The organism is Reinekea sp. (assembly GCF_046710285.1).
GTDB lineage: Bacteria > Pseudomonadota > Gammaproteobacteria > Pseudomonadales > Natronospirillaceae > Reinekea.
In genome coordinates this window covers 28,831-52,829 of the sequence record NZ_JBKEGY010000018.1, presented here as the reverse complement: position 1 = coordinate 52,829, position 23,999 = coordinate 28,831, and the positions used below count along the sequence as shown (strand labels likewise).

The following is a 23,999-nucleotide window of genomic DNA, read 5'->3' as shown; positions in this document are numbered from 1 at the left end:
TCTGATGGTGGTAATTTGGAATTTTCAGCACATCTGTGCGTTTAAAAATTAAACGACGTAAGCGCTGCAGTGCGGTCTCCAAGAGTGTATGCGTAATCTAATACACATGTGTCTGCAATTGCTTGCATGGAGCCTCCTTATGATTCTGAATACCTTATTAAAGGTAAAGGTGAACAATGAACCTGTAGTTTAGAAGCTTTTTAGGTAAACAACAACGGGCAAGTCGGCAAGGGCCTAGGTAATTGCCCGTCACCGACTTAAAAATGAACTATGCTTGCGCTGCGATATCGGCACGCACTTTGTCCATATCAAGCGCACGTGCTTGATCTAACACCTCAGTAATACCCGCCTCAGGTAGCACGCCCGCTTGGTTAAACAACATAACACCTTCACGGAAAATCATGATAGTGGGGATTGAGCGAATACCTAATGATCCGGCAAGCTCTTGCTCTGCTTCAGTATCGATTTTTGCAAAAACAACGTCGCTGTGACTCTCACTAGCGCTTTCGAAAATCGGTCCAAAGGTCTTACATGGACCACACCAACTGGCCCAAAAATCGAGAATGACAATATTATTTTCTTTTAATGTTGATTCAAATGTATCTTTAGTAATAGTGACAGTAGCCATTTTAGTCCTCATTTAATTCTAGAATTTTTATATCAATATCTATTTCCCGATGCGCTTAACCATTTGATAAGTGGTAAAACCACCGGTTAAGTTTTTAACTTTGAAACCATGCTGGATCAACATGCGATAAGCGACATAGCCACGTAACCCAACGGCACAGAAAACGACTAAGGTTTTGTCTTTCGGCAGCCTACCTAAGTTTTCACGTAGGTTATTCACCGGTATGTTATGCGCTTCATCAATTGTCCCTAAAGTCCCTATTTCTGTTGGGTTACGAACATCAATAAGCATCACGTCATCTCCAAACGCATCAATGTCAGCGCTATGGCATATTTCGTGATCACCACGAATTACGTTACTGGCAACAAAGCCCGCTTGGTTGATTACATCTTTTGCAGAACCAAATGGCGGTGCGTAGCACAGTTCGAACTCCTCCAAATCCCACACGGTCATTCCTGCTCGAATAGCTGTGGCTATTATATCAATACGCTTGTCAGCGCCTTTTTTACCAACTGCTTGTGCGCCTAGAATTTTTCCACTGGTTGGGTCGAAGATCAACTTGAAATTAATCTGCGTTGCGCCAGGGTAATAACCCGCATGGTCGGCCGCATGAACATATACCTTTTCGTAGGGTATCCCTTTAAACGTTAACAGCTTTTCACTTGCGCCGGTGGAAGCAGCCGATAAATCGAACACTTTACAAATACCCGTACCCAGCGTGTCTTTATATTCTGAAGCCCGACCAAAAATATTATCTGCCGCAATTCGACCTTGACGGTTCGCTGGTCCAGCTAATGGTATTTGCGCAGCAAGCCCAGTCACAAAGTCTTTAACTTCGATAGCATCACCGACAGCGTATATATTTGGCACACTGGTGCGCATTTGACTATCAACTTGAATGCCGCCTTTTTCACCCAGTGCCAGCCCAGCAAGCTTGGCTAGCGAGTTCTCTGGACGAACACCGATGGCCAGTATGACTAAATCAGTTTCAAATTTCTTACCTGATCGCATGTCTAGTGTCAGACGCCCATCCGTTTCGGTCACTTTTTCAACGGCATCACTCAACTGCAAATCTACGCCATTGCGACGCATTTCTTGATGCAATGGCACAGCCATTTCCGGATCCATTGGCGGCATAATTTGATTCGCCAATTCGACCATCGTGGTTTCAATTCCACGGTGAATAAGCGCTTCTGCCATTTCGATTCCAATGTAACCACCACCAATCACAACAGCCGTGCGCGGGGCTTCTAAATTGATTTTTTGTAAAATACGGTCCATATCTGGGATATTACGCAAAGTAAATACGGAGGGAAGATCAAAACCCGGCGTTGGCGGGATAATTGGAGTTGCCCCAGGAGAGAGCACTAAATCATCATAGGATTCGCTATAAGTCTCTTGGGTGTCTAAATTCTTAACAGTCACCATTTTCGCTGCGGCATCTACGCCAATAACCTCGGTTTTAATACGAATATCAAGGTCAAATCGTGCTTTCATCGATTCCGGAGTTTGCACCAATAACGCAGAACGCTCTTCAATTTCGCCTCCGATATGGTAAGGCAATCCACAGTTCGCAAATGAAATAAAACTATCGCGTTCAAAAACGATAATCTCTGCCTGTTCGTTTAGGCGACGGGCTCTAGCTGCTGCAGAGGCCCCACCGGCAACACCACCAACAATGACAATTTTATGAGACATAAATAAAGCTCCAAAAAGAAAGAATATTATATATTAGCATCATCTTATATTATCACAAGACTGTACTGACTTAAATCAACAGACTGCGCATTTAAAGAAAACAATAGTCATGACTATTGGCTTTAGTCAATTACCCTAACCTTCTATACACTCTATTCACCTAATAACAGCGCTGACGTCATGGCTAAATTCGCTCAATTTCTATGCTCATTCATAATAATGCTACTTTTAGGGTGTAGCTCACAGCAAAAGCACAATATAAGTACGCCATTATCTGAAGCCGCGAAAGCTGCTGCCAGCACCTCGCAAACTGATAACTCAATCATTTCTTCACCCTCTTATTCCGGCTTTTATTCAAACAGTCATATTCAAGCCAATATTGCCGTCGTTTCTGACCCTTTCTACTTTGATGATGACCTAAACCTAACCAGCTTAGACTCCCGTGTTTCGCTATACCGAACACAAACGACTAGTTTTCACCGCCAAGGCTATACACAGTTGCCAGGGATGAAATTAAGCCTTGCCGGGAAAGACAACCAAATTCAGTACCGTTTCAGCCTTGGTTACTCTCCCGCTGTGTTTACCTCTCCACACAGTGAAGGTTTACGCGATTTGCATATATTTGAAATAAGTGGAGACATCAGCGCCATTAAACAATTCAATGACGTTGCATTTGAATTGGGTGGCCGCATGGGCACTGGGGTGGCTTCATTTGCTTTTGCTTCGCCGTTGAACGTAGCGGGTAGAGAAGTCAGAGGTGACGGTATCGGTACATTTTTCCTCGCAGTACCTGTCGGTATTCAAATAGACTTAGGTACTGTTACAGTAGAGTCGCATTTAGCCCCTACGTTAACTTTGCATAACGCTGAAACCGAAGTAGGTTTCGACAATGATATAGTCTCAGCCAAATGGAGCTTACCTTTAGCTATCGGCCTAGGTATCAATTTTTAATTAGATCGCTCATTATTACGGCTTCAAATCAGAGACCCCTGTCACCTATGCTGTTCGTTAAAATCATCAGAATTTTCAACCTCTTTTTATTGTTGTTACTTGGCGTGTTATTTATTGTAATAGCAACAATTGTAGACACTCTATTCAAACGTCCATTAGCGATACAAAAGGTGGCCCAGCTTTGGTATTCACTGATGCTAATGGTAATGAATATTCGTGTGGAGCGTGTTGGCGACTACAAACCTGCGGGGATGTTGATCGCGAGCAACCATGTGAGTTGGCTCGACATTCCTGTATTAGGCAGTGTACTGCCCTGTTATTTTTTATCAAAAGATGAAGTCAAAAAAATCCCGATTCTTGGTTGGCTCGCTACACATGCAGGCACTTTGTTTATTCAGCGAGGCAGTGGCCAGATAGAGCAAGTTAGAAAATTAATGCAACAATATTTAGACAAAAATCACTGCTTAAACTTTTTCCCTGAAGCCACCACAGGCGATGGCTATTCTGTTCGTCAATTTCACCCAAGATTATTTGCCGCCGCCATAGACGGCAAAGTACCGGTTATGCCGGTTGCCATTGAGTACAAATTGAAGCATCAAAAATCACTAGAGATTGGCTTTGGGGATGAATCTTTACCCGCCAACCTATGGCGCGTATTAGGACGTTGGCGAACCGATGTAAAAGTACAGTTGCTACCGACCATTCAAAGCGCCGAGTTAGACAGAAAAACCTTAGCCGATACCTGCATGCACTCTATTGCCGATGCATTAGAGTTGCCACACACACATCGAGGCATTGGCTTTAAAGACTCCTTACCTGAACGGGCATTGTCGTCAAACACATAGTAGGTCGAAGCTGCTCACTTATGAACGGTGGCGGTCAGAGCTGAGGCACTGTAAAAATAGGGACGCCATGAACCCATCCATGGGGGCTTGTCATTGGCATCCATGCCAATGAACACCCGATTTTTACAGTGCCTCAACTCAGTTTTAGAATTGTGTTATCTATTCAGCTTTTAAACTTCTGGCTCTTTGCGCAGCTTAATTTCAAACAGCGGATTACCGGGGGCTATTGCTGCGATGTCTTGGCTTAATTGTGCTGCTATTGATTCTACCACCGTCAAACTGGCGGTGACTTTGTCGGTGTATTCTATGTTTTCTAGTTCAATGTTAAAGGGTGCTAGTACATGCCGAACTTGGCTTTCTAGAGAAAAATCAAAACTCAAGTCAAAGCAAAGTTCACGCTCTACCACTACAATCTCAGCTAAGCTCATCGCTTGAGAAACTGCGCCACCGTATGCGCGTGCTAAACCACCCGCCCCTAATTTAATGCCACCAAAATAACGGACAACTATAGCAATTACATTAATTAAATCATTGTGGGCAATTACATTGAACATGGGTTTGGCTGCGGTACCTGAGGGCTCACCGTCGTCACTTAGTCCACTGGACCCTTGAACGTAATAAGCAAAGCAAACGTGTCGAGCGTCTGCATATTGGGATCGTATCTCTTGGATTCTTTGTTTGGCTTGGGCTTGCGTAGCCACGGGCTCTAACCAAGCCAAAAACCGGCTCTTTTTTATTTCTAATTCATAAAAGACCGGTGCTGCTAAGGTAGATGCCATTAACTAAACCACCAAGCCCGGTCGTTAGAAATTAAGTCGTAGATTTTTTCATAACCGCTGTCTTGCGGGTGAATCTTGTCGCCCTTTGCCAAGGCTCGTTTATATTCAACGTTCTCAGACAAAGAGGTATATATATCTACAAACGGGATTCTGTTTTTAGAGCACAACTCACGGAATAAGCTATTGAGGCGTCTAATTCGGTTATTACGCTGAGGATCATAAACAGGCGCCAACCCTACAACCATGATTTTAAAATGTCGCCGTGTTTGGGATATAAGCTGTGTGAGCGCCTCGATTGACTCTTGATTTGACACAACCGTTTTATTATCGACCTGTACGGTGTCTTCTACTCCAAAAGAGAGAATGAGTCGATTATCTGCTCCTTTGGTCATTCTAGGCACCAATTCTTTAATTCGTTTACTGACTTCTAACGAGGTTTCACCAGGAATACCTAAATTGTAATAATTCACCAAGCCATGCTCTAAGGTCACCTCGGCTATGAGTCTACCGGCCCACCCTAAGTTATGGGCATCACCAACCCCTTTTACAAAACCATCTCCTAAAGCGCAGATATTTATTTCTGTTTCGTTTTCCATGAAAATTCACATAATTGTCGATTAGAAAAATTGTAGCCTTGATTGCTTCATTAATACACCAGCATTGACAATAGAATGCGCAATTACGATAGTTACCCAATAAAACAAATATAAGAGACTTCCTATGAAAGCCAGTTTATTGATCCCATGTCTGCTTGCAGCAACCGTCACCACTGCAGAACCACTGAAACCAGCGGCATGGGTACCTTTACCTGCGGTAGGGTCAAGTCCAGAGACAGGGTTTCAGTATGGCGCTTACGTCATGCGTATTTTTGCTCAATCTGCACCCGAGCAACCTCAAAATCGCTTAGAAGTACTGCTGCAAGGAACCACCGAAGGGCAATTCCAAGCCTATTTGTGGCCAAACTTTTTTGTCGATCAAGGTAATTGGAACATTAAAGGTAAGGTTGGCGGCCGTTACTGGCCTAGTGGTTACTTTGGTCAAGGCAATAATACCGGGGATGAATCTGATCAGTACGCCAACACCACTGTAGAAGGCTCTGTTACGGCCAACTATCTGTTCACTCCTAGCATCCGTATTGGCATTAGTGCTCGGGCCGAAAACCACGAGATTGAAGATATAACCGACCCAGAAGGCACCGAAAGCACTCTGTTAACCAACTCGGTTATTGGTTTAAATGGCGGTTTATACAATGGTGTCGGAGCGGAATTCATTTTCGACCAACGCGACAACATTGATTGGCCGACTCAAGGTCAACTTGCCAGCTTGGAATGGGATATTTATACCTCAAGCTTGGGAAGTGATAAGGACTTTTCATTATTGAACTTAGAAGCGGCTCAATACTTAGCCATTGCAGATGATGTGCTTGCTGTTAGCGGACAGTTTACTCTAGCCAGCGATGATACACCGTTTACCCATTTACCTCGCCCTTCGGGTGATGGCACCTTACGCGGCGCCAATGGTAATCGTTGGATCGACAACACCAGTATTGGCATTCAAACCGAGTATCGTAAAACGCTATCCAGCAAGTGGGCAGCTGTTGGATTTTTAGATACCTTTCAAGTTTCTCCAGCCATAGGTGACTTCTCGCTCACTGAATTTCATTACAGTATTGGTGCAGGTGTGAGATTTGCCATGACCCCTGATCGCTTCAATATTCGCTTTGACCTTGGCTATGTTGACTTAGATTCTGTTAGCTTTGCCATTACAGTCGGTGAAGCCTTTTAATGAATCAGTCGCGCACAAATAAGTTTCATGTTTTAAAAACTGATAGTGAGCCGATGGCCCAATGGCGTATAAACCTAAACGATATTATTTTTGGCGCAGAATCTCGTTTAGGTAAAGCCTTTGATATTATTCTAATTATCGCCATTTTACTCAGTGTGCTAGCGGTTATTCTCGAAAGTATTGTTTCTCTTGATACCCCTTTCGGCAGAAGCCTGTACATTATAGAGTGGATATTCACACTGGCTTTCACTATTGAGTATGGTCTACGACTTGCTTGTGTACGACACCCCTTTAAGTATATTTTTAGCTTTTACGGGCTCATTGACCTGCTATCAATTATCCCGACCTATTTGTCGCTATTTATTCCTGGCGCAAACTCTTTGCTGGTCATCCGTATATTCAGAATCTTACGCGTGTTCAGAATTTTAAAACTGTTCAACTACATTCGTGAAGCTGAAACCCTGGCTGAAGCAATGGTCACTGGCCGTCGGAAAATCATCGTCTTTTTGTACTTTATTTGTACTCTAGTCGTGGTGTTCGGCTGCTTTATGTACCTTATTGAAGGCTCCGACAATGGCTTTACCTCCATACCGCGCAGTATCTATTGGGCCATCGTTACCATGACTACAGTAGGCTATGGTGACCTCACCCCAACCACCGCCTTCGGCCAAATGATTGCCTCTATGATGATGATCATTGGCTATGCCGTTATTGCTGTACCCACCGGCATTTACACCGCCGAGCTTTCAAAAGCGATTGTTCGCAAACGCGATGTGCGAGGTTGTATTGGCTGCGGTAAAAATGGCCATGAAGTTGAATCAGATTATTGTCGGTTTTGTGGAGAAAAGTTGCCTGAGTAGTTTGCAGTGACTTAAGCTCTATAACAACCAACTAGTTGAGCTCTTCATTCTTGCCAGGGTGGTGGCTACGCTAAGGTACTGTAAAACTAGGAACGCCGTAAACCCGTCCATGGGGGCTCGTCATTGGCATCCATGCCAATGAACGTCCTAGTTTTACAGTACCTCAGCTTATTTGTAACTGTGATGCGCTACTAATATTAAATCCATGTTCCAAGTTCTTCCTGCATGTGAGCATGAGCTTACTTTGACAATTATTTTATTATTTTTACATAAAGCATAGTTGGCAAACCGTCCCACAAATCCTTGGTTTGAAATAATCTCTTGAATCCGTAGTTTTCGTAGAACTCTCTTGTATTTTTGTAGCCTGGATGCGGCACTTCGTCACCTAAGGTTTTAACATGAAGAAATTCATAGCTTTTATCTCTAGCGAGCTTTTCTGCTGCTAGCATAAGTCGCTTGCCTATACCCTTACGATGAAGGGCAAGGCTTGTGGCCATGGAATATATTTCTGCCGTAGTTCCAAAGTGCCACTCGATGGATATAACACCTTCCACGCGTCCGTTTACTAAAGCAACAAATGCACTTTTTTCACTTAGCTGCTTGGCATAATCTGAATTGATTTCTTCACTGCCAAACCACCCATCAAGCTCATTAAAAATCTCATAGCAACGAGCCCTATGCTCAGGTTTAAAAGGTTCGATCATATTTTTCCTTAAGGATTTTTTTAATTACACAGTTCAGCTAAAGATTGTGACCTAGCAGCCGATAACGACACTAACCTATTCCTGATAGAGGAGCATTGGAAAGTGGCTATTTCAGTTCAACCATCAAATTTGCCCATTGCTGCTGTAACACCACTGCGGTCTGAGACTGAGTTGCTGCCTGCCATGTCGTCACCACTTAAGTCAGTCAATCAGCAGTCGATCACGGTTGTTCAAGCCCCTGCGCCTGTAGGTTACAGTAATATTGAACTCTACACTGAGTTTAAAACGATCTCTACTATCGAACACCCTGAGGATTCTATCCTTAACTCTAAACTGGCTAGTAAGCTTTCAAATCGGTTTCAAAGTGGCTATGCCGCGGTTTCAGGGCTTTATGGGCAGATGACGGAGGCTTTGAATGCAAACCAGTCAAGCATTAGCCAAACCTCGTCAAAGACGCTTTTTCAAACTCGGATAAAAGACTTTAATCCTGCTAAGCATACGGAGCGTATTCAAGAATCGCGAACCAAGGATGTTTCTACTGCCTTAACCATTGAAACCAAAGAAGGCGATAAGCTGACCTTTAATATCCACTTAGATTACACCCGTGGGCAGCTTAGTGATAACGCTGGGAGTTACAGCTCTAAAAATATAACTATTGATATGTCGGTTGATGGCGATCTAAACCGGGCTGAAAAGAAAGCCATTGCCGAGTTTTCTGCTGCGCTAGATAAACAACTTATGTCTGGTGATGCCGAGTTTGATTTTTCTAACGTCAATATTTTTTCAAGTGATCAAATATCTAAAGTCGATTTCAGCATTAAAAATGGCCCTTCCTCAAATCAGTCGTTTTCATTAAAAATGACTAACACCAGCTCTGAACGGTCAATTGATTTTAAAGCCGGTACTCAAAAGCTCAACATTAGCCTAGATTTCAGTGATTTAATTGCGGGTAAATCTGGGCAGTCTCAAGCACTTAAAGAACTTGTTAAGTCACTCGAAAATGGCTTAAGCGATGCTCGGCAATATAGCGGTAAAGGGGCTGCTCTTATTGAGGCGACTAAGGCCATTTTTAGTAATGTACCGGAAACTAATAACACAGATACGGCTACTCGGTTGGGCCAGAGTGTTACTTCTGGTTTACCTGATTTTAAAATAGACTACCAAAATGGTAGCTCAGTTAATTTAGAAGTTCAGCAAAGAACTTATATTAGCCAAGAAAACTTAGAGCTTAACGTCCGTCAGAATTATGAATTTGATTTAACCTATGAGTACTTTAAAGCACTGCCGCATTTGGAACGCCCTGATTTTGAATACGGCAATTATATTCGTGTCAATGGCACAGAACAACAAAGCCGGCTTAGCACTCTGAGCACCAACAGCCTTGGCGAACTTACTCAAGCTTCTATTACTAAGAATGCTCACAAAAGCCACACAGAGAAGACATTTAGTGAAGGTGAGCTAGTCGACACTCAGCATTCTGAGCAAAGTTTAAGCGCTCACCAAGATTTGATTGATGAAATTTTGGCCGCAGAAGAAAATAACAAACTGTTGATGCTCGATGGCATTTTAGATCATTTGGAATTTGACAACTTCTAACATCAAATACCAAACAACTGTTGTGTGTTTATTCGAGTTTGCGTTTGGATCTCACCTATTGACAGTGATGTTTGTTCGGCTAGTTTTTCAGCGACTCGTAATAAATCTAACAATGGGTTTGCTGCATTTAATGGCTGGGTTGCCATGAACGGTGCGTCGGTTTCTAGCAATATGCGCTCAAGTGGAATCTGGCTCACGGCATTAAGTGTTTTGGGTGATTTTAAAATCATTGGCCCAACACCAATATGGAAACCTTGATCGACATAGTTTTGCGCTAATTCAATACTGCCTGAAAACGCATGTACGACTCCCTTAGTGACATTATTTTTCTTTAACAAGCGAAGCACATCGTTGTGCGCTTTAACGCAGTGCAAAATTACCGGAAGATCATATTGTTTGGCGAGTGCGAGCTGCCCTTCAAAGGTTTCGAGCTGTAACGCTTGCTCAGGTCTTGGCTGCTTACCTTGGTAGTAATCTAAGCCTATTTCTCCCACAGCAATTACCGTTTGACCTTCAAGCCATTGCTCTAAGGCTTTTAGTTCTTCTGTTGGATTAGAGACATACCAAGGATGTGTGCCGGCCGTCAGGTGTATATGAGGCGAATTTAATGCTAACGCTTTTTGCCATTGCGCTGGCGCTGTTCCGGGGATTATAAAAGTATTTATTTGTTGCTTTGCGGCTTCTGCCAAGCGCTCGGTTAAATGCTCAACTTCGTCGAGATGACAGTGGCTATCAATCCAGCCACTGCCTTTTTTAGCCTCAGTAGTAGGCATACTTTTCTTCGAGTATACGAAGTTTGGCCTGTGCTTGTGCTATTTCTACAATCAGCTGCTTGTTGCGTTGCTCTGTCGCACCTAAGTCTTCTTGCATTTGCCCAATACTGTTATAAATATTTCGGCGCTCTTCTTCTGGCGTTGTGGCGGCAAACATTAACGCTTCTGCATCAATTAACCCTTGTTTAAGCGAACTAATTTTATTTTCGTTACTGCGTTGCTCATTTTGCAAATTACTCACTGCACTGCGTACTGAGTATATTTCGCGACCTGCTTGGTAAGCATCTAAGAAATCACCTTCAATTGATGGTGGGCAAATACCTGTATATTGGTAGCCTTTTTGGCCTTGCACGAAACCATTACGTTGCGTACAGAATGACAACACGCCTTCATCATGACCGTCTTGGTAATCTCGGAAGCGTGGCGCTACACCGTGCTTCGCACAGGCTTCACGATGAGATCCAATTCTGGTATCAGGGTACCCCCGCGCACCATCTTCATAGCCAATTTGGTACCAATCTGCGGTTAAACACTCGTCTTCACTTAAGGTTGCACACCCCGATAATACGAGCATCGATGCGATAAACACAATTGCGATGCGACTCATTCTGATCTCCCGATTCATTTAATTATTTTCATTTGTAAAAGTTTCGCAGATTTTACCTGAACCACAACTTAATTTAGACCAATTCGAACAAAATTGGCCTAAATTTAGGTGCCTTTGGGTATATTTCGATCAATTCGGTCAAATATGGGGTAATGCAACTTTCCCGAAAGGGGCAAAAAGGCAATATCAACGTAATCCAAAGGGTCGAGTTGATTCAGGAACGCTACCGTTTCAGGGTAAGGATGGCAGATGACCCGAACATCTTCGCCTTGCCGAGCTTTTTTGACGGCTTGTTGCCATTGTCTATTTAGAAAATCGCTGTCTTTTTGGTGGTCCAAAAATACTTGCCGCCTAGCCCAGGGAATTTCATGTGCATCTGCGACTTGCCATGCAATGGTGCTTGAGACCGTTTGGCTATCAAAAAAATAAAATTGATAGGGTTTTAAGATAGCCATCACCCAATGCATGGCTTGTCGGTCTTGCGTTAAGCGACTGCCCATGTGATTCGACAAGCCGATAGCATACGGTACACCCTCAATTGCGGACACTAGGTTTTGCTCTAGTTTCTCGCGACCGTCACGTTTGTCTAATCCAAATGCGCCTAGCGGGAAATCGGTAGTATTCGACATTGGCGCATGCACAATAATTTCAATGCCGTTGCTATGGCTGTATTCAGCTAATTCTTGGCTATAGGGACGGCCGGGCATAATCGCTACCGTGGTCACAAATGGCGCGTCAATAGCGGCAATACCTGCCGAGTACTGATTGCCAATATCATCCAAAACTAAGGTAATACTTCCTTTGGCAAAAACAATAGTGGCGCTACTTAGCAGTAACGCCGCTATTGTTTTGGTTATTGTCTTATTTAGCTGCATTAAAAAAGGCAATACCCTTAAGCATTGTTAGCGCTTGGTAAAGCTGGTAATCACGCTCAGCAAGGTTTTCTTCTTCAACTTCTTTATCTGCTTCAGCTTCAGACTGTTCATCGTCTGTCGTTTGAGTGTTATTCAACGAGCCGGCTAAATCAGATTCTTTGTAATAAGGGTCACCGTCTTGCTGAGTTAATTTACCGGGCTTAACGATCACATCAGGAACGATTCCTTGAGCCTGAATTGAACGGCCACTTGGCGTGTAATAGCGAGCAGTGGTGAGCTTAATGGCATGGTCTTTATCTAAAGGTAAAATGGTTTGTACACTGCCCTTACCAAAAGATTGTGTCCCCATAATTAGGCCACGCTTATGGTCTTGCACGGCACCGGCAACAATTTCAGATGCACTGGCTGAACCACCGTTAATAAGAACAACCAAATTTACGCCTTCGCTTGGATCACTGCTGCGTGCATTGAATCGGCTATCTGAGTTAGCAGCACGGCCTTCAGTGTAAACAATAAGCCCTTCACTGATTAACGCATCGACTACATCGACAGAAGCTTGTAACACACCGCCTGGGTTATTACGAAGGTCCAGAACCATGCCTTTCAAGTCACCATCGGCATCTTCACGCAAAGACTTTATTGCCGTAATAAAATCTGGGCCTGTTCGCTCTTGAAACTGGGAGATACGAACATAACCGTAGCCATCTTCAAGCATACGCGAACGTACCGAAGTAATTTTAATGATGTCGCGTGTAATTTCGACTTCTATCGGGCCATTTTCGCCGTCTCTGGCAATAGTTAGTACGATATCGGTTTTCGGTTTTCCGCGCATCAAGGTGACAGCATCGTTAATGGTCATGCCTTTTACTGGAGTGTCATCAATTTTGGTAATTAAGTCACCCGATTGCATGCCAGCACGATAAGCAGGTGTATCATCTATAGGTGCAACGACACGAACATAGCCAGTTTCATCAAGGACAATTTCAATCCCTAAGCCACCGAATTCACCACTCGTACTTTCGCGCAGCTCTTTGAAGTCATCTGGAGTTAAGTAATCTGAATGAGGGTCTAAACCAGACAGCATGCCTTCGATGGCAGATTCAAATAGCTCTTCATCGGTTACTTCTTCAACGTAAGATTGTTTGATGCGCTCTAAAATTTGTGACATCAAGCGAACTTCATCTATAGGCAGACGTGCTTCATTTTCAGCCTGAACTTGTGAGGTTAACCCCACGGCAATACCAATGACCAATGCAGTGGTTGCGGTAAGCCACGGGTTTCTTATTAATCTCATAACGGTTCCTTTAACATCTGATGTTTGGTTTTGTTCATTCAAGGCGCATTACCTCTTTTTAAGCCACACCGAAGGGTTTTCGGGCTGGCCATTATTACGTATTTCAAAATAGAGCCCGGTTTGACTGTGTCCACCTGATTGCCCTACTTCTGCGATCACCTCACCTGTATCGACCCAACTGCCTACTTCTTTTAATAAGGACTGATTACGGCCATACAAGGTCATGACACCATTACCATGATCGACAATCATCAACAGCCCGTGTGTTCTAAAGAAATCAGCAAATACAACTTGCCCACTCTGAACCACCCGAACTGGGGTTCCGGCCGAAGCAGCTAAGGTCAAACCCTGCCATTTCAAATTACTATCGTCTATAACCTTATTATAGCCGTTTAATAACTTGCCGTTGACTGGCCAAGCCAATTTGCCTTTTAATTTACGAATATCCTCAGCATCGGGAAACTCTAAGCTAAAGGCATCGAGCTTTTCTTGCAAGTCGGTAATTAATTGCGATAGCTCCGCTCGCTCCGTGACTTTACGCTCAATTTGCTTTTCTGTACTGACCAGTTCATCGGCCAAATTAGCAAGCACCTGCGCACGTTTATTCTTTTGCGACTGCAATGTTTTGGTCTGCTCTAATAGCGCTTCATTTTGTGCAACTAAGGTATCACGCTGCTTTACTGTCCGTTCATTCAACTCCGCAAGTTTTTGCTTTTGCTCAAGCCAAACTGCTAGGGTTTGTTGTTGGTAATCGGTTAGAATAGAAAAATAATACAGCTGTCGTGCGTAGTCTTCAGGGCGACTGCCCGTTAAAAGAAGTTTAATAAGTGGCTGGTTATTTTGCGTGTAAGCAAGGCGTAAAATAGCAGATATTGTCTCATTTTTAGCAGCCAACTGGGTATTTAACTCAACCATTGCCGCTTCGTTAGTCTTTATATCAACATTTAGTTGCTTTATTTGGTTACCTAGCTGAGTTACTTTTTTAGCCACGAAGCCAATATCCGTCTCAACTTTTTTGAGTGCCTTTTGTTGCTCTGATAAGTCTTTTTGTTTTTTACTTAAGTCACTTTGCAGCGCCTGTAGCTCTTTATTTAACGCATCGAGCTTCTTTTTTTGATCAGCAACGTCATCAGCAAACGAGTATACCGCGCAAAAAACTAGCGTAAGACATAAAATAAAGCGGGAGATGTAAGTCACAAAAGTCATCAAATAAATATGGAAGACGCATAGTAGCAAGAAACAGGCAGGGTGTGGATAGAGCACATATCATTGCCGTTTAATAAGCAGCATTAGGGGGCTGGCGATAATGCTGAGGTACTGTAAAAACAGGAATAATCTCTTTTTAACAGCACCTCAACTTCAATTAAGCACTGACAATTAGCTTATTAAGCTTTTACCGGTCATTTCTGCCGGGATTTCATCACCCATTATGGACAGCAGCGTTGGCGCTATGTCGCATAAGGCACCTTCACTTAAAGTGGCGCCTGTGTTGCCATTTGAAACATAGACCAGAGGTACAGGACAAACAGTATGGCTGGTGACTGCGCCACCTGTTTTAGGGTCGACCATGAGCTCTACATTACCATGGTCTGCCGTAATAAGTACTTCAGCGTCAGCTTCTAGAGCTGCGTTGGTTACTGCGCCGATGGCAACATCCAGTGCTTCTACGGCTTTAATTGCGGCGTCTAAGTTCCCAGTGTGTCCCACCATATCGCCATTGGCGTAGTTACAAACGATTAAATCGAACTCTTTAGAGGCGATTGCTTCAACTAAGTTTTTAGTGACTTCAGGTGCACTCATTTCTGGCTGTAAATCATAGGTTGCAACCTTGGGCGAAGGGATCAAGATGCGCTTCTCACCTTCGAACTCTTCTTCTTGCCCGCCACTGAAAAAGAATGTCACGTGGGCATACTTTTCAGTTTCTGCGATGCGCAGTTGCTTTCCACCACGCTTTTCAATCACCTCACCAAGGGTATTGGTCAAGTCTTCTGGTGGATAAGCGACTTCACAAGGTATATTGCCAGCGTATTCGGTTAAGGTCACAAAGCTAGCTAACTTAGGGCGTACCGAACGATCAAGTTCCGAAACTAAATCATCATCAATGATAGCTCGTGCTAACTCACGAGCTCGGTCAGGTCGGAAGTTCATAAACACTACCGAGTCGCCATCATTTATGGTGATCGGTGCTGTCGAATCTGCCCGAATTGAAGACGCCGGCATAAACTCATCGTCTTTATCCTGCTCGTATGCAGCATGAAGTGCATCCATCGGTGTGCTGGCAACAATATCCGCGGTACCCTTAAAAAGAAGGTCGTATGCACTTTGCACTCGCTCCCAACGGTTATCTCGGTCCATCGCATAGTAACGACCAATTAACGATACAACGCCACCAACGCCTAACTTCTCTAATTTAGCTTCAAGCGCCTCAATAGAAGGCATCGCACTTCGAGGTGGTGTATCGCGACCATCTAGGAATGCGTGAACGTAAATTTTATTCGCACCACGTTGAACAGCTAAATCGACCATAGCGTGTAGATGGTCTTCGTGAGAGTGAACGCCACCGGGTGACAACAACCCCATTATATGAACTGCACCGCCAGTTTTAATAGATGCATCCACAGCATTAGTCAGAACTGGGTTTTCAAAAAAATCACCATCTTTTATGGCTTTAGTGATACGAGTTAATTGTTGGTAAACTGTACGACCTGCGCCGAGGTTCATATGTCCAACTTCTGAGTTACCCATCTGTCCATCAGGTAAGCCAACCGCCAAGCCGGAGGTTTGGATTAGGCTATGCGGGTATTGAGACCACAAACGATCCCAAACTGGCATATTTGCTAGCTCAATTGCGTTTGATTTTGACGTTTCACTGTAGCCAAACCCGTCCAGTATCAATAATACAGCTGTTTTACCTTTTGCCATGATCCATGCTCCTTAAACCAAAAATGTAGGAAAATTACACAATAGTGTACTGATACGGCGCCAAACTGCGAGTCGAATTTTCGTAAAAGCACTAATTATTGATCTCAAACACATCTATTTGAACGAATTTTAAGCATTAAGACAGGTGTTAGAAAGGACGAGCTTGTGTATACTGCGGCATCTTTTTTATCGTCTAGAGATTGACACATGTTAGAAAAAGCTTTGGAATTTGTGGTGAACCATTGGATACTTACATTAGTGTGGGTTGGCTTAGCATTGTTGCTTATGAAAACCGAGGGTGCCCGCGGTGGCCAAGCGCTTTCACCTCAACAAGTTACGCAAAAAATTAACAATGAAGATGCGAAAGTGATCGATATTCGTACAAAAGACGAATTCAATAAAGGCCACTTACCTAATGCTATTAACATCCCCGCCCGTGATGTTCAAAAGCGCATAGGTGAGTTAGAGCCATTTAAAGACCAGCCGATTATCCTAATTTGTAAAACCGGCACAACGGCTGGCGCAACCGGTGCAGTTCTTGCCAAAGAAGGCTTCTCTTCGCTCTTTAAAATGCGCGGTGGTATTTTAGAATGGCAAAGCAGCAGCCTACCTTTAATTAAGAAATAGTCGAAGGTGTCCACATGACAGCAACCGTTAAGTTGTACTCATCTAGCTGGTGCCCGTTTTGTGTTCGGGCAAAACAGCTCCTAGCCTCTAAACAGGTTGCCTTTGATGAAATATTAGTCGATGGCGAACCTGAAATTCGACAAAAAATGATCACAGAAAGCGGACAATTTACAGTGCCGCAAATCTGGATTGGAGCGCAACATGTCGGCGGCTGTGATGAATTATATGCCTTAGAACGTGCGGGCAAGCTAGATGCCTTACTTGCCCAAGCATAATTTCGTGTAATTTAAACAATAATTAACAAAACACGCCGCGAATTACAGGCACAATGCTCAAAACTCAGGGTTTGCATGATCTAGGTCTAAAAAGATATCGATCATTCTATTACTTTGACTACGACAGCGCCTAATACTTGCTTGCGTTAGTTATTTACATTTAACACAACCCTTATTGCCTGCTACGCAATAGTAAATACAATATAAAAATAGGAAGTCACCATGACGGAACAGCAACAACCACAATTTGGCATTCAGCGCTTATATCTAAAAGATGTTTCATTTGAAAGCCCAAACTCCCCTGGCGTTTTTCGCAAAGAATGGAAGCCTCAAGTTAAGCTAGACTTAAATACGCAAACTCGTCAACTAGACGAAGGCGTTTATGAGGTTGTGCTAACCTTAACCGTGGCTGCAAAAATTGAAGAAGAAAGCGCTTTTTTATGTGAAGTTCAACAAGGTGGTATTTTCACACTAGCTGGTTTTCCAGATGAGAATCGCGATCAAATGCTAGGTGCGTACTGCCCTAATATTTTGTTCCCGTATGCACGTGAAGCAGTCGACGCTTTAGTCGTAAAAGGCAGTTTCCCCGCATTAATGCTCGCGCCGGTAAATTTTGATGCGCTGTATGCCCAAAATAAGGCCGAAGCAGAGAATGCAACGACTAACTAAGTTGGTCAAATAAATAGTAGGATCACCGAATGCCAGAGGATGATGGTCAGTCACTCTACCAAAGTGCTTTCGCTAACAGCGACAGCTTGGCGATCCTTTGTTCAAATGACGGCAGTATTCAGGCCGTCAGTAATATTCTTGCGCAGCAAATTGCCATCAATAGCAATAGCCTAATCGGGCAACCCTTTCTAGTCGCAAATGATGATACTGAACCCTCTTTAGACTGGTTAACAACAGCCACTCACCACCAAAAAGAGTGGTTAGTTCAAGGTGATATTTCAGTATTAGGCTGCACCAGTTGCTTTAAAAATTTCGCGTCATTTTACGTTAAGAAATTATTCAACGATAACCAAGTTGTTGGCTACCAACTTAAACTCGCACCTGAAAATGCTCTAGAGGCAACCTTGCCTCAGCGAGGCTGGTTACAGTTATTTAATGATTCCAGTGATGGTGTTATTTTATTCAATGAATCTATGAATATACTTTCAACCAATAAAGCTTTTAATCGGCTGACGGGGCTAAGTACGTTTCAGCCTGGGTTTTTAAGTATTGATGAAGTTTTACAAGTGAGTGGACCGTTTTCGAGATGGTTGACTGATACGAAGAAGCTCACCACGACTGGTATTTTGAAAAGCACGTTGGGAGAACAAACTAACGTCTCCATTAGCGTTACGCCATTTGATATTGGCAACCAATTGTTTTTTTGGTGTTTTATTTCAGATTTAACACACGCAACCCAGTTGCAGCAAAAACTAAACGCGACCTTGTCGCATTTTAAAGCCCTTTTCGACAATAATAGAGACGGCATTGCTTTAGCCAATTTGCAAGGTACTTATATAGAAATCAATGAGCAATTTGCAAAAATATTAGGCTATGAACGCGACCAAGTTATTGGCCGTCACTTCGCCCATTTCAACGCCAGAAACAGCTTCGAACTCCCTCCCGAGCAGGTAAATCATTTCATCGAAACAGGCTTTGCTGAACCTTTTGAGAAAAAGTTGCAACGTGCAGATGGCACTACAATTAGTGTATCTGTTCAACTATTTCCACATTATTCAGAGAAAGATGAATATAATGGCGCATGGAGTATTGTTCATCCTATTTCAGCTCAAGAGAAACAATATCGCCGGCAAAAAAAGCGCTTCGACCTGCTATTAGAACGGTCTATTGATGCAATCGCTTATTCAAATTTTAGCGGTACCTTTGAAGTAGCCAATAAAGCCTTCTGCGACATGGTAGGTCGCAGTGCAGAAGAGTTAGTTGGCATGAACTACAAAGAACTCACACCTCAAGAAGATATTCACCGTGAAGAGTCTGTTTTTCGAGACCAACTACTCACTAGAGGTTACTCTGATGTTTATGCTAAGAACTTTATTTCATCAGCCGGTGAAATGGTTCCCGTTTCGATCAGAACTGTTCTAATTCGTTCTGAAAGTGGTGAACCTGAAGGCGTATGGTCTATCTCGCGCGATAATAAATTGCGCGACCGTTTAGTCGATAGTCTGGCCGAGAGCGAACATCGCTTTCGCTCATTATTTTCTAACAGCTTTGATGCCATTGCCCTATGGTCGCCTAACGATGAAATTCAATATGCAAATAAAGCCTATCTCGAATTAATCGGCTATAGCCATGAAGAGCTGCGTAATTTCAACTTCAGAGACTTCACCCCTCCAGGCTGGGAGGAAGTCGATGCCTTAATGATTGAACAGGTTGTTAAACGCGGTTATAGCGATATTCTTGAAAAAGAAATCATCAACAAAAATCGAGAACATATAAGAATTAGTATACGTGCCAGTGGCATGAAGGGCCCCACTGGCGAGCTTATCGGCAGTTGGGTGATTATTCGAGATATCACTGCCTTTCGGCAAACGGTTAAAAAGCTCGAGCATTCTCAAAACCTTTTACGTCAAACCAGCCGTATGTCACGCGTAGGGGGCTGGGAACTAAATGTTGAAAAACAAGAGTTTATTTTCACCGATGAAACGTTTCGCATCTTATCTATACCAACTTCCTATAATTTGACTGTAAAAAGTATTTCAAAAGTGCTCGACCCAGATTCAGAAACGTTAGTATTTGAGAAAGTAAATACAGCGTTTAAAACCGACACGCATCAAGAACTGGAGTTAAAACTGTCTGGCTTTATTCCCGAACGTTGGATCAGAGTGAGCGCGCAAACAGGTTATGAAACCGGCAGCAGTAAAAAGTACCTTTACGGTGCGGTTCAGGATATTTCAGATTTCAAACAAAAAGAAAAGTCGCTTGAGTCTGATAAACATATTTATCAACAGCTTGCCTTTCACGATCCGTTAACTCAATTACCCAACAGACTTCTACTGGCTGACCGATTCCACCAAACAACCAGCCAAGCGAGGCGTGATAACAAAGTTGTGGCGCTTATCGTTGTAGATTTAGATAATTTCAAGCAGATTAACGACCAGTTCGGTCACCCAGCCGGCGACGCACTATTAAAAGAGCTCTCATGTCGCTTTATCAGTAATGTTAGGACTAACGATACTGTTTCTCGCTTGGGCGGTGATGAGTTTGTTATTATTGCAAGGCTAGATAACCAAGAAGACATTAATGCCTTCGCGCAGAAAATTTTAAATAGTCTTGGGGAGCCGGTTAAGTGGCGAGATCAAGAGTTTGTCTCAACTGCGTCTATGGGCGTGTCACTTTACCCGAAACACGGCGACGATTTCGACACCCTCTATACCCGTGCAGATCAAGCACTTTACTGGCGCAAACATCATAAGAAGAATGGCTTTACCATAGCCGATTAACTTCAATCGTTATGGTAAACACCTACATTTTTAAAGCCAGCGTCACTTAAGTGCAAGGCGTGCATTTTGCTCATGACACCTTTATCACAATACAATAAATAATCTTTACTCGGATCTAATTCAACAAAGCGTTTATTAATACTGTAAAACGGCATGTTTATCACTTCATGGCCTTCAATTGTAAACTCACCCTGCTCAACCTCATTCGGGTGCCGTACATCAATAATAATCGCCGTATCACGATTAACTTTGACATTGATGTCACGATCCATGTCTTCAGTTGATTGCCAATCCATCGTATCAATAGATTCTACTTTTGCAGCCTCTAACGCTTGATCGAGTAAGTTGAAATCAAAGGTTGTTTCCGCCTGCTCAACATCGGCTTTTTTACATGCTGCGTTGGGTTTACGTGAAATAACGCCACAATATTCTGGAATTCTCTCAACAAAGCTAGCTGCACCAATATGGCGCGCAAGATCAACAATGGTCTGTTTGTCGGTAACGGCCAGTGGGCGAATGACCATTCTATCGGTTACATCATCAATTAAACGTTGATTCATCATGGTCTGACTAGACACCTGAGCAATGGCCTCGCCAGTCACATAGGCATCGGTACCAATTTTATCGCTCACTTTATTGGCCGCACGCATCATCATTCGCTTTAGAACTACGCCCATATACCGATCTTCAACTTCATCAAGAATACCCTCGACAACCCCTTCAAACGGTACAGAGACAAATTTAACTCGATGAGAACTGCCGTATTTTTTCCATAGATAATAAATAACTTCCTTAACACTATTTTCGTGCGCGACTCCACCTAAGTTAAAAAATAGAAAGTGAGTTTTAATACCTCGACGAATAATTTGATAAGTGGCAACCGTTGAATCGAAACCACCACTCACTAAGGTTACGGTTGTACCGGCAGTTCCTAATGGAAACCCACCTAAACCCTCACGACGTTGGTCAATAACAAATACTCGCTTATCACGAACTTCGATCCCGACGGTGACTTCGGGGTTGTGCAGATCGACACCTTTCGCGTCTGAACGCTGGTTTAAACCACCGCCTACGTAACGCTCTAACTCAACGGAGGTAAAGTCATGCTGTCCGGTTCGCTTAGCTCGAACGACGAAGGTTTTGCCCGCTAAGGCTTCTGACCACACACTCAAGGTGTCTTCAACCAATTGATCTAAATCGACCAATGGGAACTCAATAACCCTGTTGATATGTGCAATTCCAGGAATGCAGGCCAAGGCACCATAGACACTATCATTGACCGCGTCACTGGCTTCATCTGGTGTCCAGACTTCAATGGAATCCCACAAATTGCGCATTTTAGACTCGCTCGTGACTTTCACGAGTACATTACGAATATTTTGTCCTAATTGCTTAGTGAGCAATTTACGAACAGGCTTTGTCTTTATGGTGATTTCAGGGAAGAACTTAACAACAAATTTCATGATAATCAGGCGCGTGTGAATTTGGGCGGCGATTATAGCACCCTTGGCTTCCGAATCAGCCTTCTAGCTATGAAAAAGCTCTGTTTTAAACCACAAAAATTAAATAATTCATCCTTTACATTAAAGAGCACCAAAACAGTGCCCTTTAATAACAATAGCACTATAATGACGCACTAGAATCAAGGTAAATTACCTTTGATTGGCCTAGAGCCCGCTAATTCATGGAACTTCAATGTCTGGCATAGCGATTGCTTTACTATGCACACTGTTAGTGCTTTATATATGATGATCGAAAATCCATAGCAAAGTACGGACAAAAGAATTTGTACAACAACGGCTACTATAGCCACCTAACACATAAAAAATGGAACGGAGACGCATAATGTCTAAAACGATTTCGCTTATCAAAGAATCTGAAGCTCGCTGGGCTGATTTACGCTTTACCGATACCAAAGGTAAAGAGCATCACGTGACGATCCCTTCATCTGAAGTAGATGACGGTTTCTTTGAAGATGGTCAAATGTTTGATGGTTCTTCCATTCAAGGCTGGAAGGGAATTAATGAATCAGACATGATTTTGATGCCTGATGACGAAGCCTCTGTTCTTGACCCATTTACAGAAGACGCTACTGTTATTATACGTTGTAACATCGTAGAGCCTTCTTCAGGTGAAGGCTACAACCGTGATCCTCGTTCAATTGCCAAACGTGCAGAAGACTACCTACGTTCTACTGGGCTAGGCGATGATGCTTTCTTTGGTCCAGAGCCAGAGTTTTTCGTTTTTGATGATGTCAAATGGGGAGTAGATATGTCTGGCTGCTTCTATAAAATTGATTCTGACGAGGCACATTGGTCTTCAGCAAAAACGTTTGCAGATGGTAACTCAGGTCACCGCCCTACCGTCAAAGGCGGTTACTTTCCAGTACCTCCAGTTGACAGCCTGCATGAAATTCGCACACAAATGTGTGATGCGATGGAAGCAATGGGCCTAGTAATTGAAGTACACCACCATGAAGTTGCGAACGCAGGTCAGTGTGAAATTGGTGTCGGTCTTAATACGCTTGTTAAGAAAGCCGATGAAGTGCAGATTCTAAAATACTGTGTACACAACGTAGCTCACGCGTACGGTAAAACAGCCACTTTTATGCCTAAGCCAATTGTTGGTGACAACGGTTCTGGCATGCACGTTCACATGTCTTATATGAAAGACGGTGTTAACCAGTTTGCGGGCGACGACTATGCTGGATTATCTGAAGCGGCTTTATTTTATACTGGCGGTATCATTAAGCATGCTCGTTCATTGAACGCTTTTGCTAACGCTTCAACCAACTCTTATAAGCGTTTGGTTCCTGATTTTGAAGCGCCTGTTATTTTGGCTTACTCAGCCCGCAACCGTTCTGCATCTATCCGTATCCCATACGTTAATTCGCCTAAAGGCAAACGTGTTGAAGTACGTTTCGGTGACCCGTCTGCGAACCCATACTTGATGTTCTCAGCATTCTTGATGGCAGGCCTTGACGGCGTTATCAACAAGATCCACCCTGGTGACCCAGCTGATAAAGATCTATACGATCTTCCTCCAGAAGAAGCAGCTGAATACCCAACTGTTGCGACTAGTTTAGAGCAAGCATTAGAAGCATTAAGTGCAGACCGTGAGTACTTGAAAGTTGGTGGCGTATTCGATGATGATACGATTGATGCATACATCAGTTTGAAAATGGAAGAAGTAGCACGTTTGAACATGACCACTCACCCTGTTGAGTTTGATATGTACTACTCTATCTAATCAATAACTCTTAGAATTGAAAAGCCTCACATTTGTGAGGCTTTTTTTTGACGTAAATTAGCTCGACGCTCTTATTGAGCAA

22 protein-coding genes are annotated in these 23,999 nt (G+C 43.3%); 10 read left to right on the top strand and 12 right to left on the bottom strand.

The window, feature by feature from the left end:
- Positions 1 to 268: 268 nt before the first annotated feature.
- Both trxA and ACI882_RS12880 read right to left on the bottom strand, forming a co-directional pair.
- On the bottom strand, positions 269 to 628 hold the full coding sequence (gene trxA / locus ACI882_RS12885) for a thioredoxin (protein WP_411745136.1): 360 nt from the start codon (positions 626 to 628) through the stop codon (positions 269 to 271).
- A gap of 39 nt (positions 629 to 667) precedes the next feature.
- Positions 668 to 2,326: an FAD-dependent oxidoreductase gene (locus ACI882_RS12880; protein ID WP_411745137.1), complete on the bottom strand. Its 1,659-nt coding sequence runs from the start codon at positions 2,324 to 2,326 to the stop codon at positions 668 to 670.
- Between the two features lie 180 nt (positions 2,327 to 2,506).
- Between ACI882_RS12880 and ACI882_RS12875 the strand changes: the two genes are divergently transcribed.
- On the top strand, positions 2,507 to 3,277 hold the full coding sequence (locus ACI882_RS12875; protein ID WP_411745138.1) for a hypothetical protein: 771 nt from the start codon (positions 2,507 to 2,509) through the stop codon (positions 3,275 to 3,277).
- A gap of 206 nt (positions 3,278 to 3,483) precedes the next feature.
- Positions 3,484 to 4,122 carry a lysophospholipid acyltransferase family protein gene (locus tag ACI882_RS12870; protein ID WP_411745139.1) on the top strand — a complete coding sequence of 213 codons (639 nt, stop codon included), beginning with the start codon at positions 3,484 to 3,486 and terminating at the stop codon, positions 4,120 to 4,122.
- A gap of 170 nt (positions 4,123 to 4,292) precedes the next feature.
- Here ACI882_RS12870 and ACI882_RS12865 read toward each other — a convergent pair whose 3' ends face one another.
- Together ACI882_RS12865 and ACI882_RS12860 are read right to left on the bottom strand one after the other, a co-directional pair.
- A complete protein-coding gene (locus ACI882_RS12865) occupies positions 4,293 to 4,901 on the bottom strand; it encodes an IMPACT family protein (RefSeq protein ID WP_411745140.1) in 609 nt (202 codons plus the stop codon).
- Positions 4,901 to 5,497 carry a GDSL-type esterase/lipase family protein gene (locus ACI882_RS12860; RefSeq protein ID WP_411745141.1) on the bottom strand — a complete coding sequence of 199 codons (597 nt, stop codon included), beginning with the start codon at positions 5,495 to 5,497 and terminating at the stop codon, positions 4,901 to 4,903. Before ACI882_RS12860 ends, ACI882_RS12865 begins: the two co-directional genes overlap by 1 nt.
- Positions 5,498 to 5,621: 124 nt before the next feature.
- Between ACI882_RS12860 and ACI882_RS12855 the strand changes: the two genes are divergently transcribed.
- Together ACI882_RS12855 and ACI882_RS12850 are read left to right on the top strand one after the other, a co-directional pair.
- The gene (locus ACI882_RS12855) at positions 5,622 to 6,686 is read left to right on the top strand and encodes a BamA/TamA family outer membrane protein (protein ID WP_411745142.1); all 1,065 of its coding nucleotides are present in this window, start codon (positions 5,622 to 5,624) and stop codon (positions 6,684 to 6,686) included.
- Positions 6,686 to 7,546 (top strand): ion transporter, encoded by an 861-nt coding sequence (locus ACI882_RS12850; RefSeq protein WP_411745143.1) that lies wholly within the window; start codon positions 6,686 to 6,688, stop codon positions 7,544 to 7,546. Before ACI882_RS12855 ends, ACI882_RS12850 begins: the two co-directional genes overlap by 1 nt.
- A 251-nt stretch (positions 7,547 to 7,797) precedes the next feature.
- Here the strand turns inward: ACI882_RS12850 and ACI882_RS12845 are convergent, their stop codons facing one another.
- The gene (locus ACI882_RS12845) at positions 7,798 to 8,250 is read right to left on the bottom strand and encodes a GNAT family N-acetyltransferase (RefSeq protein WP_411746560.1); all 453 of its coding nucleotides are present in this window, start codon (positions 8,248 to 8,250) and stop codon (positions 7,798 to 7,800) included.
- A 102-nt stretch (positions 8,251 to 8,352) separates the two neighbouring features.
- Here ACI882_RS12845 and ACI882_RS12840 point away from each other — a divergent pair, with 102 nt between their 5' ends.
- Complete coding sequence (locus ACI882_RS12840) at positions 8,353 to 9,846, top strand: hypothetical protein (RefSeq protein ID WP_411746561.1); 1,494 nt, start codon at positions 8,353 to 8,355, stop codon at positions 9,844 to 9,846.
- A 2-nt stretch (positions 9,847 to 9,848) separates the two neighbouring features.
- On the opposite strand, the gene ACI882_RS12835 is transcribed toward ACI882_RS12840, so the two are convergent.
- The 6 genes from ACI882_RS12835 to gpmI all read right to left on the bottom strand — a co-directional run bounded on the left by ACI882_RS12835 (position 9,849) and on the right by gpmI (position 16,317).
- Positions 9,849 to 10,619, bottom strand: coding sequence for a TatD family hydrolase (locus ACI882_RS12835; RefSeq protein WP_411745232.1), 771 nt, complete (start codon positions 10,617 to 10,619; stop codon positions 9,849 to 9,851).
- The gene (locus ACI882_RS12830) at positions 10,606 to 11,226 is read right to left on the bottom strand and encodes a DUF2799 domain-containing protein (protein WP_411745231.1); all 621 of its coding nucleotides are present in this window, start codon (positions 11,224 to 11,226) and stop codon (positions 10,606 to 10,608) included. The genes ACI882_RS12835 and ACI882_RS12830 overlap by 14 nt, the downstream gene beginning before the upstream one ends.
- Positions 11,227 to 11,330: 104 nt before the next feature.
- Positions 11,331 to 12,101, bottom strand: a complete 771-nt coding sequence (locus ACI882_RS12825; protein ID WP_411745230.1) for a divergent polysaccharide deacetylase family protein — start codon at positions 12,099 to 12,101, stop codon at positions 11,331 to 11,333.
- Positions 12,088 to 13,395 carry a S41 family peptidase gene (locus ACI882_RS12820; protein ID WP_411745229.1) on the bottom strand — a complete coding sequence of 436 codons (1,308 nt, stop codon included), beginning with the start codon at positions 13,393 to 13,395 and terminating at the stop codon, positions 12,088 to 12,090. Before ACI882_RS12820 ends, ACI882_RS12825 begins: the two co-directional genes overlap by 14 nt.
- Before the next feature lie 48 nt (positions 13,396 to 13,443).
- A complete protein-coding gene (locus ACI882_RS12815; RefSeq protein ID WP_411745228.1) occupies positions 13,444 to 14,592 on the bottom strand; it encodes a murein hydrolase activator EnvC family protein in 1,149 nt (382 codons plus the stop codon).
- 180 nt (positions 14,593 to 14,772) lie between these two features.
- A complete protein-coding gene (gene gpmI / locus ACI882_RS12810) occupies positions 14,773 to 16,317 on the bottom strand; it encodes a 2,3-bisphosphoglycerate-independent phosphoglycerate mutase (RefSeq protein WP_411745227.1) in 1,545 nt (514 codons plus the stop codon).
- Between the two features lie 207 nt (positions 16,318 to 16,524).
- Between gpmI and ACI882_RS12805 the strand changes: the two genes are divergently transcribed.
- The 4 genes from ACI882_RS12805 (at position 16,525) to ACI882_RS12790 (ending at position 20,668) form a co-directional block, all read left to right on the top strand.
- Positions 16,525 to 16,944, top strand: a complete 420-nt coding sequence (locus ACI882_RS12805) for a rhodanese-like domain-containing protein (RefSeq protein WP_411745226.1) — start codon at positions 16,525 to 16,527, stop codon at positions 16,942 to 16,944.
- 14 nt (positions 16,945 to 16,958) lie between these two features.
- Complete coding sequence (grxC, locus tag ACI882_RS12800) at positions 16,959 to 17,219, top strand: glutaredoxin 3 (RefSeq protein WP_411745225.1); 261 nt, start codon at positions 16,959 to 16,961, stop codon at positions 17,217 to 17,219.
- Between the two features lie 222 nt (positions 17,220 to 17,441).
- Entirely contained in the window at positions 17,442 to 17,888 is a 447-nt protein-coding gene (gene secB / locus ACI882_RS12795) for a protein-export chaperone SecB (RefSeq protein ID WP_411745224.1), read from the top strand.
- 29 nt (positions 17,889 to 17,917) lie between these two features.
- Entirely contained in the window at positions 17,918 to 20,668 is a 2,751-nt protein-coding gene (locus ACI882_RS12790; protein WP_411746562.1) for a PAS domain S-box protein, read from the top strand.
- A 2-nt stretch (positions 20,669 to 20,670) separates the two neighbouring features.
- On the opposite strand, the gene thiI is transcribed toward ACI882_RS12790, so the two are convergent.
- Positions 20,671 to 22,131 (bottom strand): tRNA uracil 4-sulfurtransferase ThiI, encoded by a 1,461-nt coding sequence (gene thiI / locus ACI882_RS12785; protein ID WP_411745287.1) that lies wholly within the window; start codon positions 22,129 to 22,131, stop codon positions 20,671 to 20,673.
- Between the two features lie 382 nt (positions 22,132 to 22,513).
- Here thiI and glnA point away from each other — a divergent pair, with 382 nt between their 5' ends.
- Positions 22,514 to 23,917 carry a glutamate--ammonia ligase gene (gene glnA / locus ACI882_RS12780; protein ID WP_411745286.1) on the top strand — a complete coding sequence of 468 codons (1,404 nt, stop codon included), beginning with the start codon at positions 22,514 to 22,516 and terminating at the stop codon, positions 23,915 to 23,917.
- The last annotated feature ends 82 nt before the right edge of the window (positions 23,918 to 23,999 follow it).

Excerpts from the sequence above, each read along its gene's own strand:
- ACI882_RS12865 (WP_411745140.1), bottom strand. The coding sequence starts at position 4,901 with ATGGCATCTACCTTAGCAGCACCGGTCTTTTATGAATTAGAAATAAAA.
- grxC (WP_411745225.1), top strand. The coding sequence starts at position 16,959 with ATGACAGCAACCGTTAAGTTGTACTCATCTAGCTGGTGCCCGTTTTGT.
- glnA (WP_411745286.1), top strand. The coding sequence starts at position 22,514 with ATGTCTAAAACGATTTCGCTTATCAAAGAATCTGAAGCTCGCTGGGCT.
- ACI882_RS12850 (WP_411745143.1), top strand. The coding sequence starts at position 6,686 with ATGAATCAGTCGCGCACAAATAAGTTTCATGTTTTAAAAACTGATAGT.
- ACI882_RS12825 (WP_411745230.1), bottom strand. The coding sequence starts at position 12,101 with ATGCAGCTAAATAAGACAATAACCAAAACAATAGCGGCGTTACTGCTA.
- ACI882_RS12855 (WP_411745142.1), top strand. The coding sequence starts at position 5,622 with ATGAAAGCCAGTTTATTGATCCCATGTCTGCTTGCAGCAACCGTCACC.
- trxA (WP_411745136.1), bottom strand. The coding sequence starts at position 628 with ATGGCTACTGTCACTATTACTAAAGATACATTTGAATCAACATTAAAA.
- thiI (WP_411745287.1), bottom strand. The coding sequence starts at position 22,131 with ATGAAATTTGTTGTTAAGTTCTTCCCTGAAATCACCATAAAGACAAAG.
- ACI882_RS12875 (WP_411745138.1), top strand. The coding sequence starts at position 2,507 with ATGGCTAAATTCGCTCAATTTCTATGCTCATTCATAATAATGCTACTT.
- ACI882_RS12845 (WP_411746560.1), bottom strand. The coding sequence starts at position 8,250 with ATGATCGAACCTTTTAAACCTGAGCATAGGGCTCGTTGCTATGAGATT.
- secB (WP_411745224.1), top strand. The coding sequence starts at position 17,442 with ATGACGGAACAGCAACAACCACAATTTGGCATTCAGCGCTTATATCTA.
- ACI882_RS12830 (WP_411745231.1), bottom strand. The coding sequence starts at position 11,226 with ATGAGTCGCATCGCAATTGTGTTTATCGCATCGATGCTCGTATTATCG.
- ACI882_RS12790 (WP_411746562.1), top strand. The coding sequence starts at position 17,918 with ATGCCAGAGGATGATGGTCAGTCACTCTACCAAAGTGCTTTCGCTAAC.
- ACI882_RS12805 (WP_411745226.1), top strand. The coding sequence starts at position 16,525 with ATGTTAGAAAAAGCTTTGGAATTTGTGGTGAACCATTGGATACTTACA.
- ACI882_RS12820 (WP_411745229.1), bottom strand. The coding sequence starts at position 13,395 with ATGAGATTAATAAGAAACCCGTGGCTTACCGCAACCACTGCATTGGTC.
- gpmI (WP_411745227.1), bottom strand. The coding sequence starts at position 16,317 with ATGGCAAAAGGTAAAACAGCTGTATTATTGATACTGGACGGGTTTGGC.
- ACI882_RS12870 (WP_411745139.1), top strand. The coding sequence starts at position 3,484 with ATGAATATTCGTGTGGAGCGTGTTGGCGACTACAAACCTGCGGGGATG.
- ACI882_RS12835 (WP_411745232.1), bottom strand. The coding sequence starts at position 10,619 with ATGCCTACTACTGAGGCTAAAAAAGGCAGTGGCTGGATTGATAGCCAC.
- ACI882_RS12860 (WP_411745141.1), bottom strand. The coding sequence starts at position 5,497 with ATGGAAAACGAAACAGAAATAAATATCTGCGCTTTAGGAGATGGTTTT.
- ACI882_RS12880 (WP_411745137.1), bottom strand. The coding sequence starts at position 2,326 with ATGTCTCATAAAATTGTCATTGTTGGTGGTGTTGCCGGTGGGGCCTCT.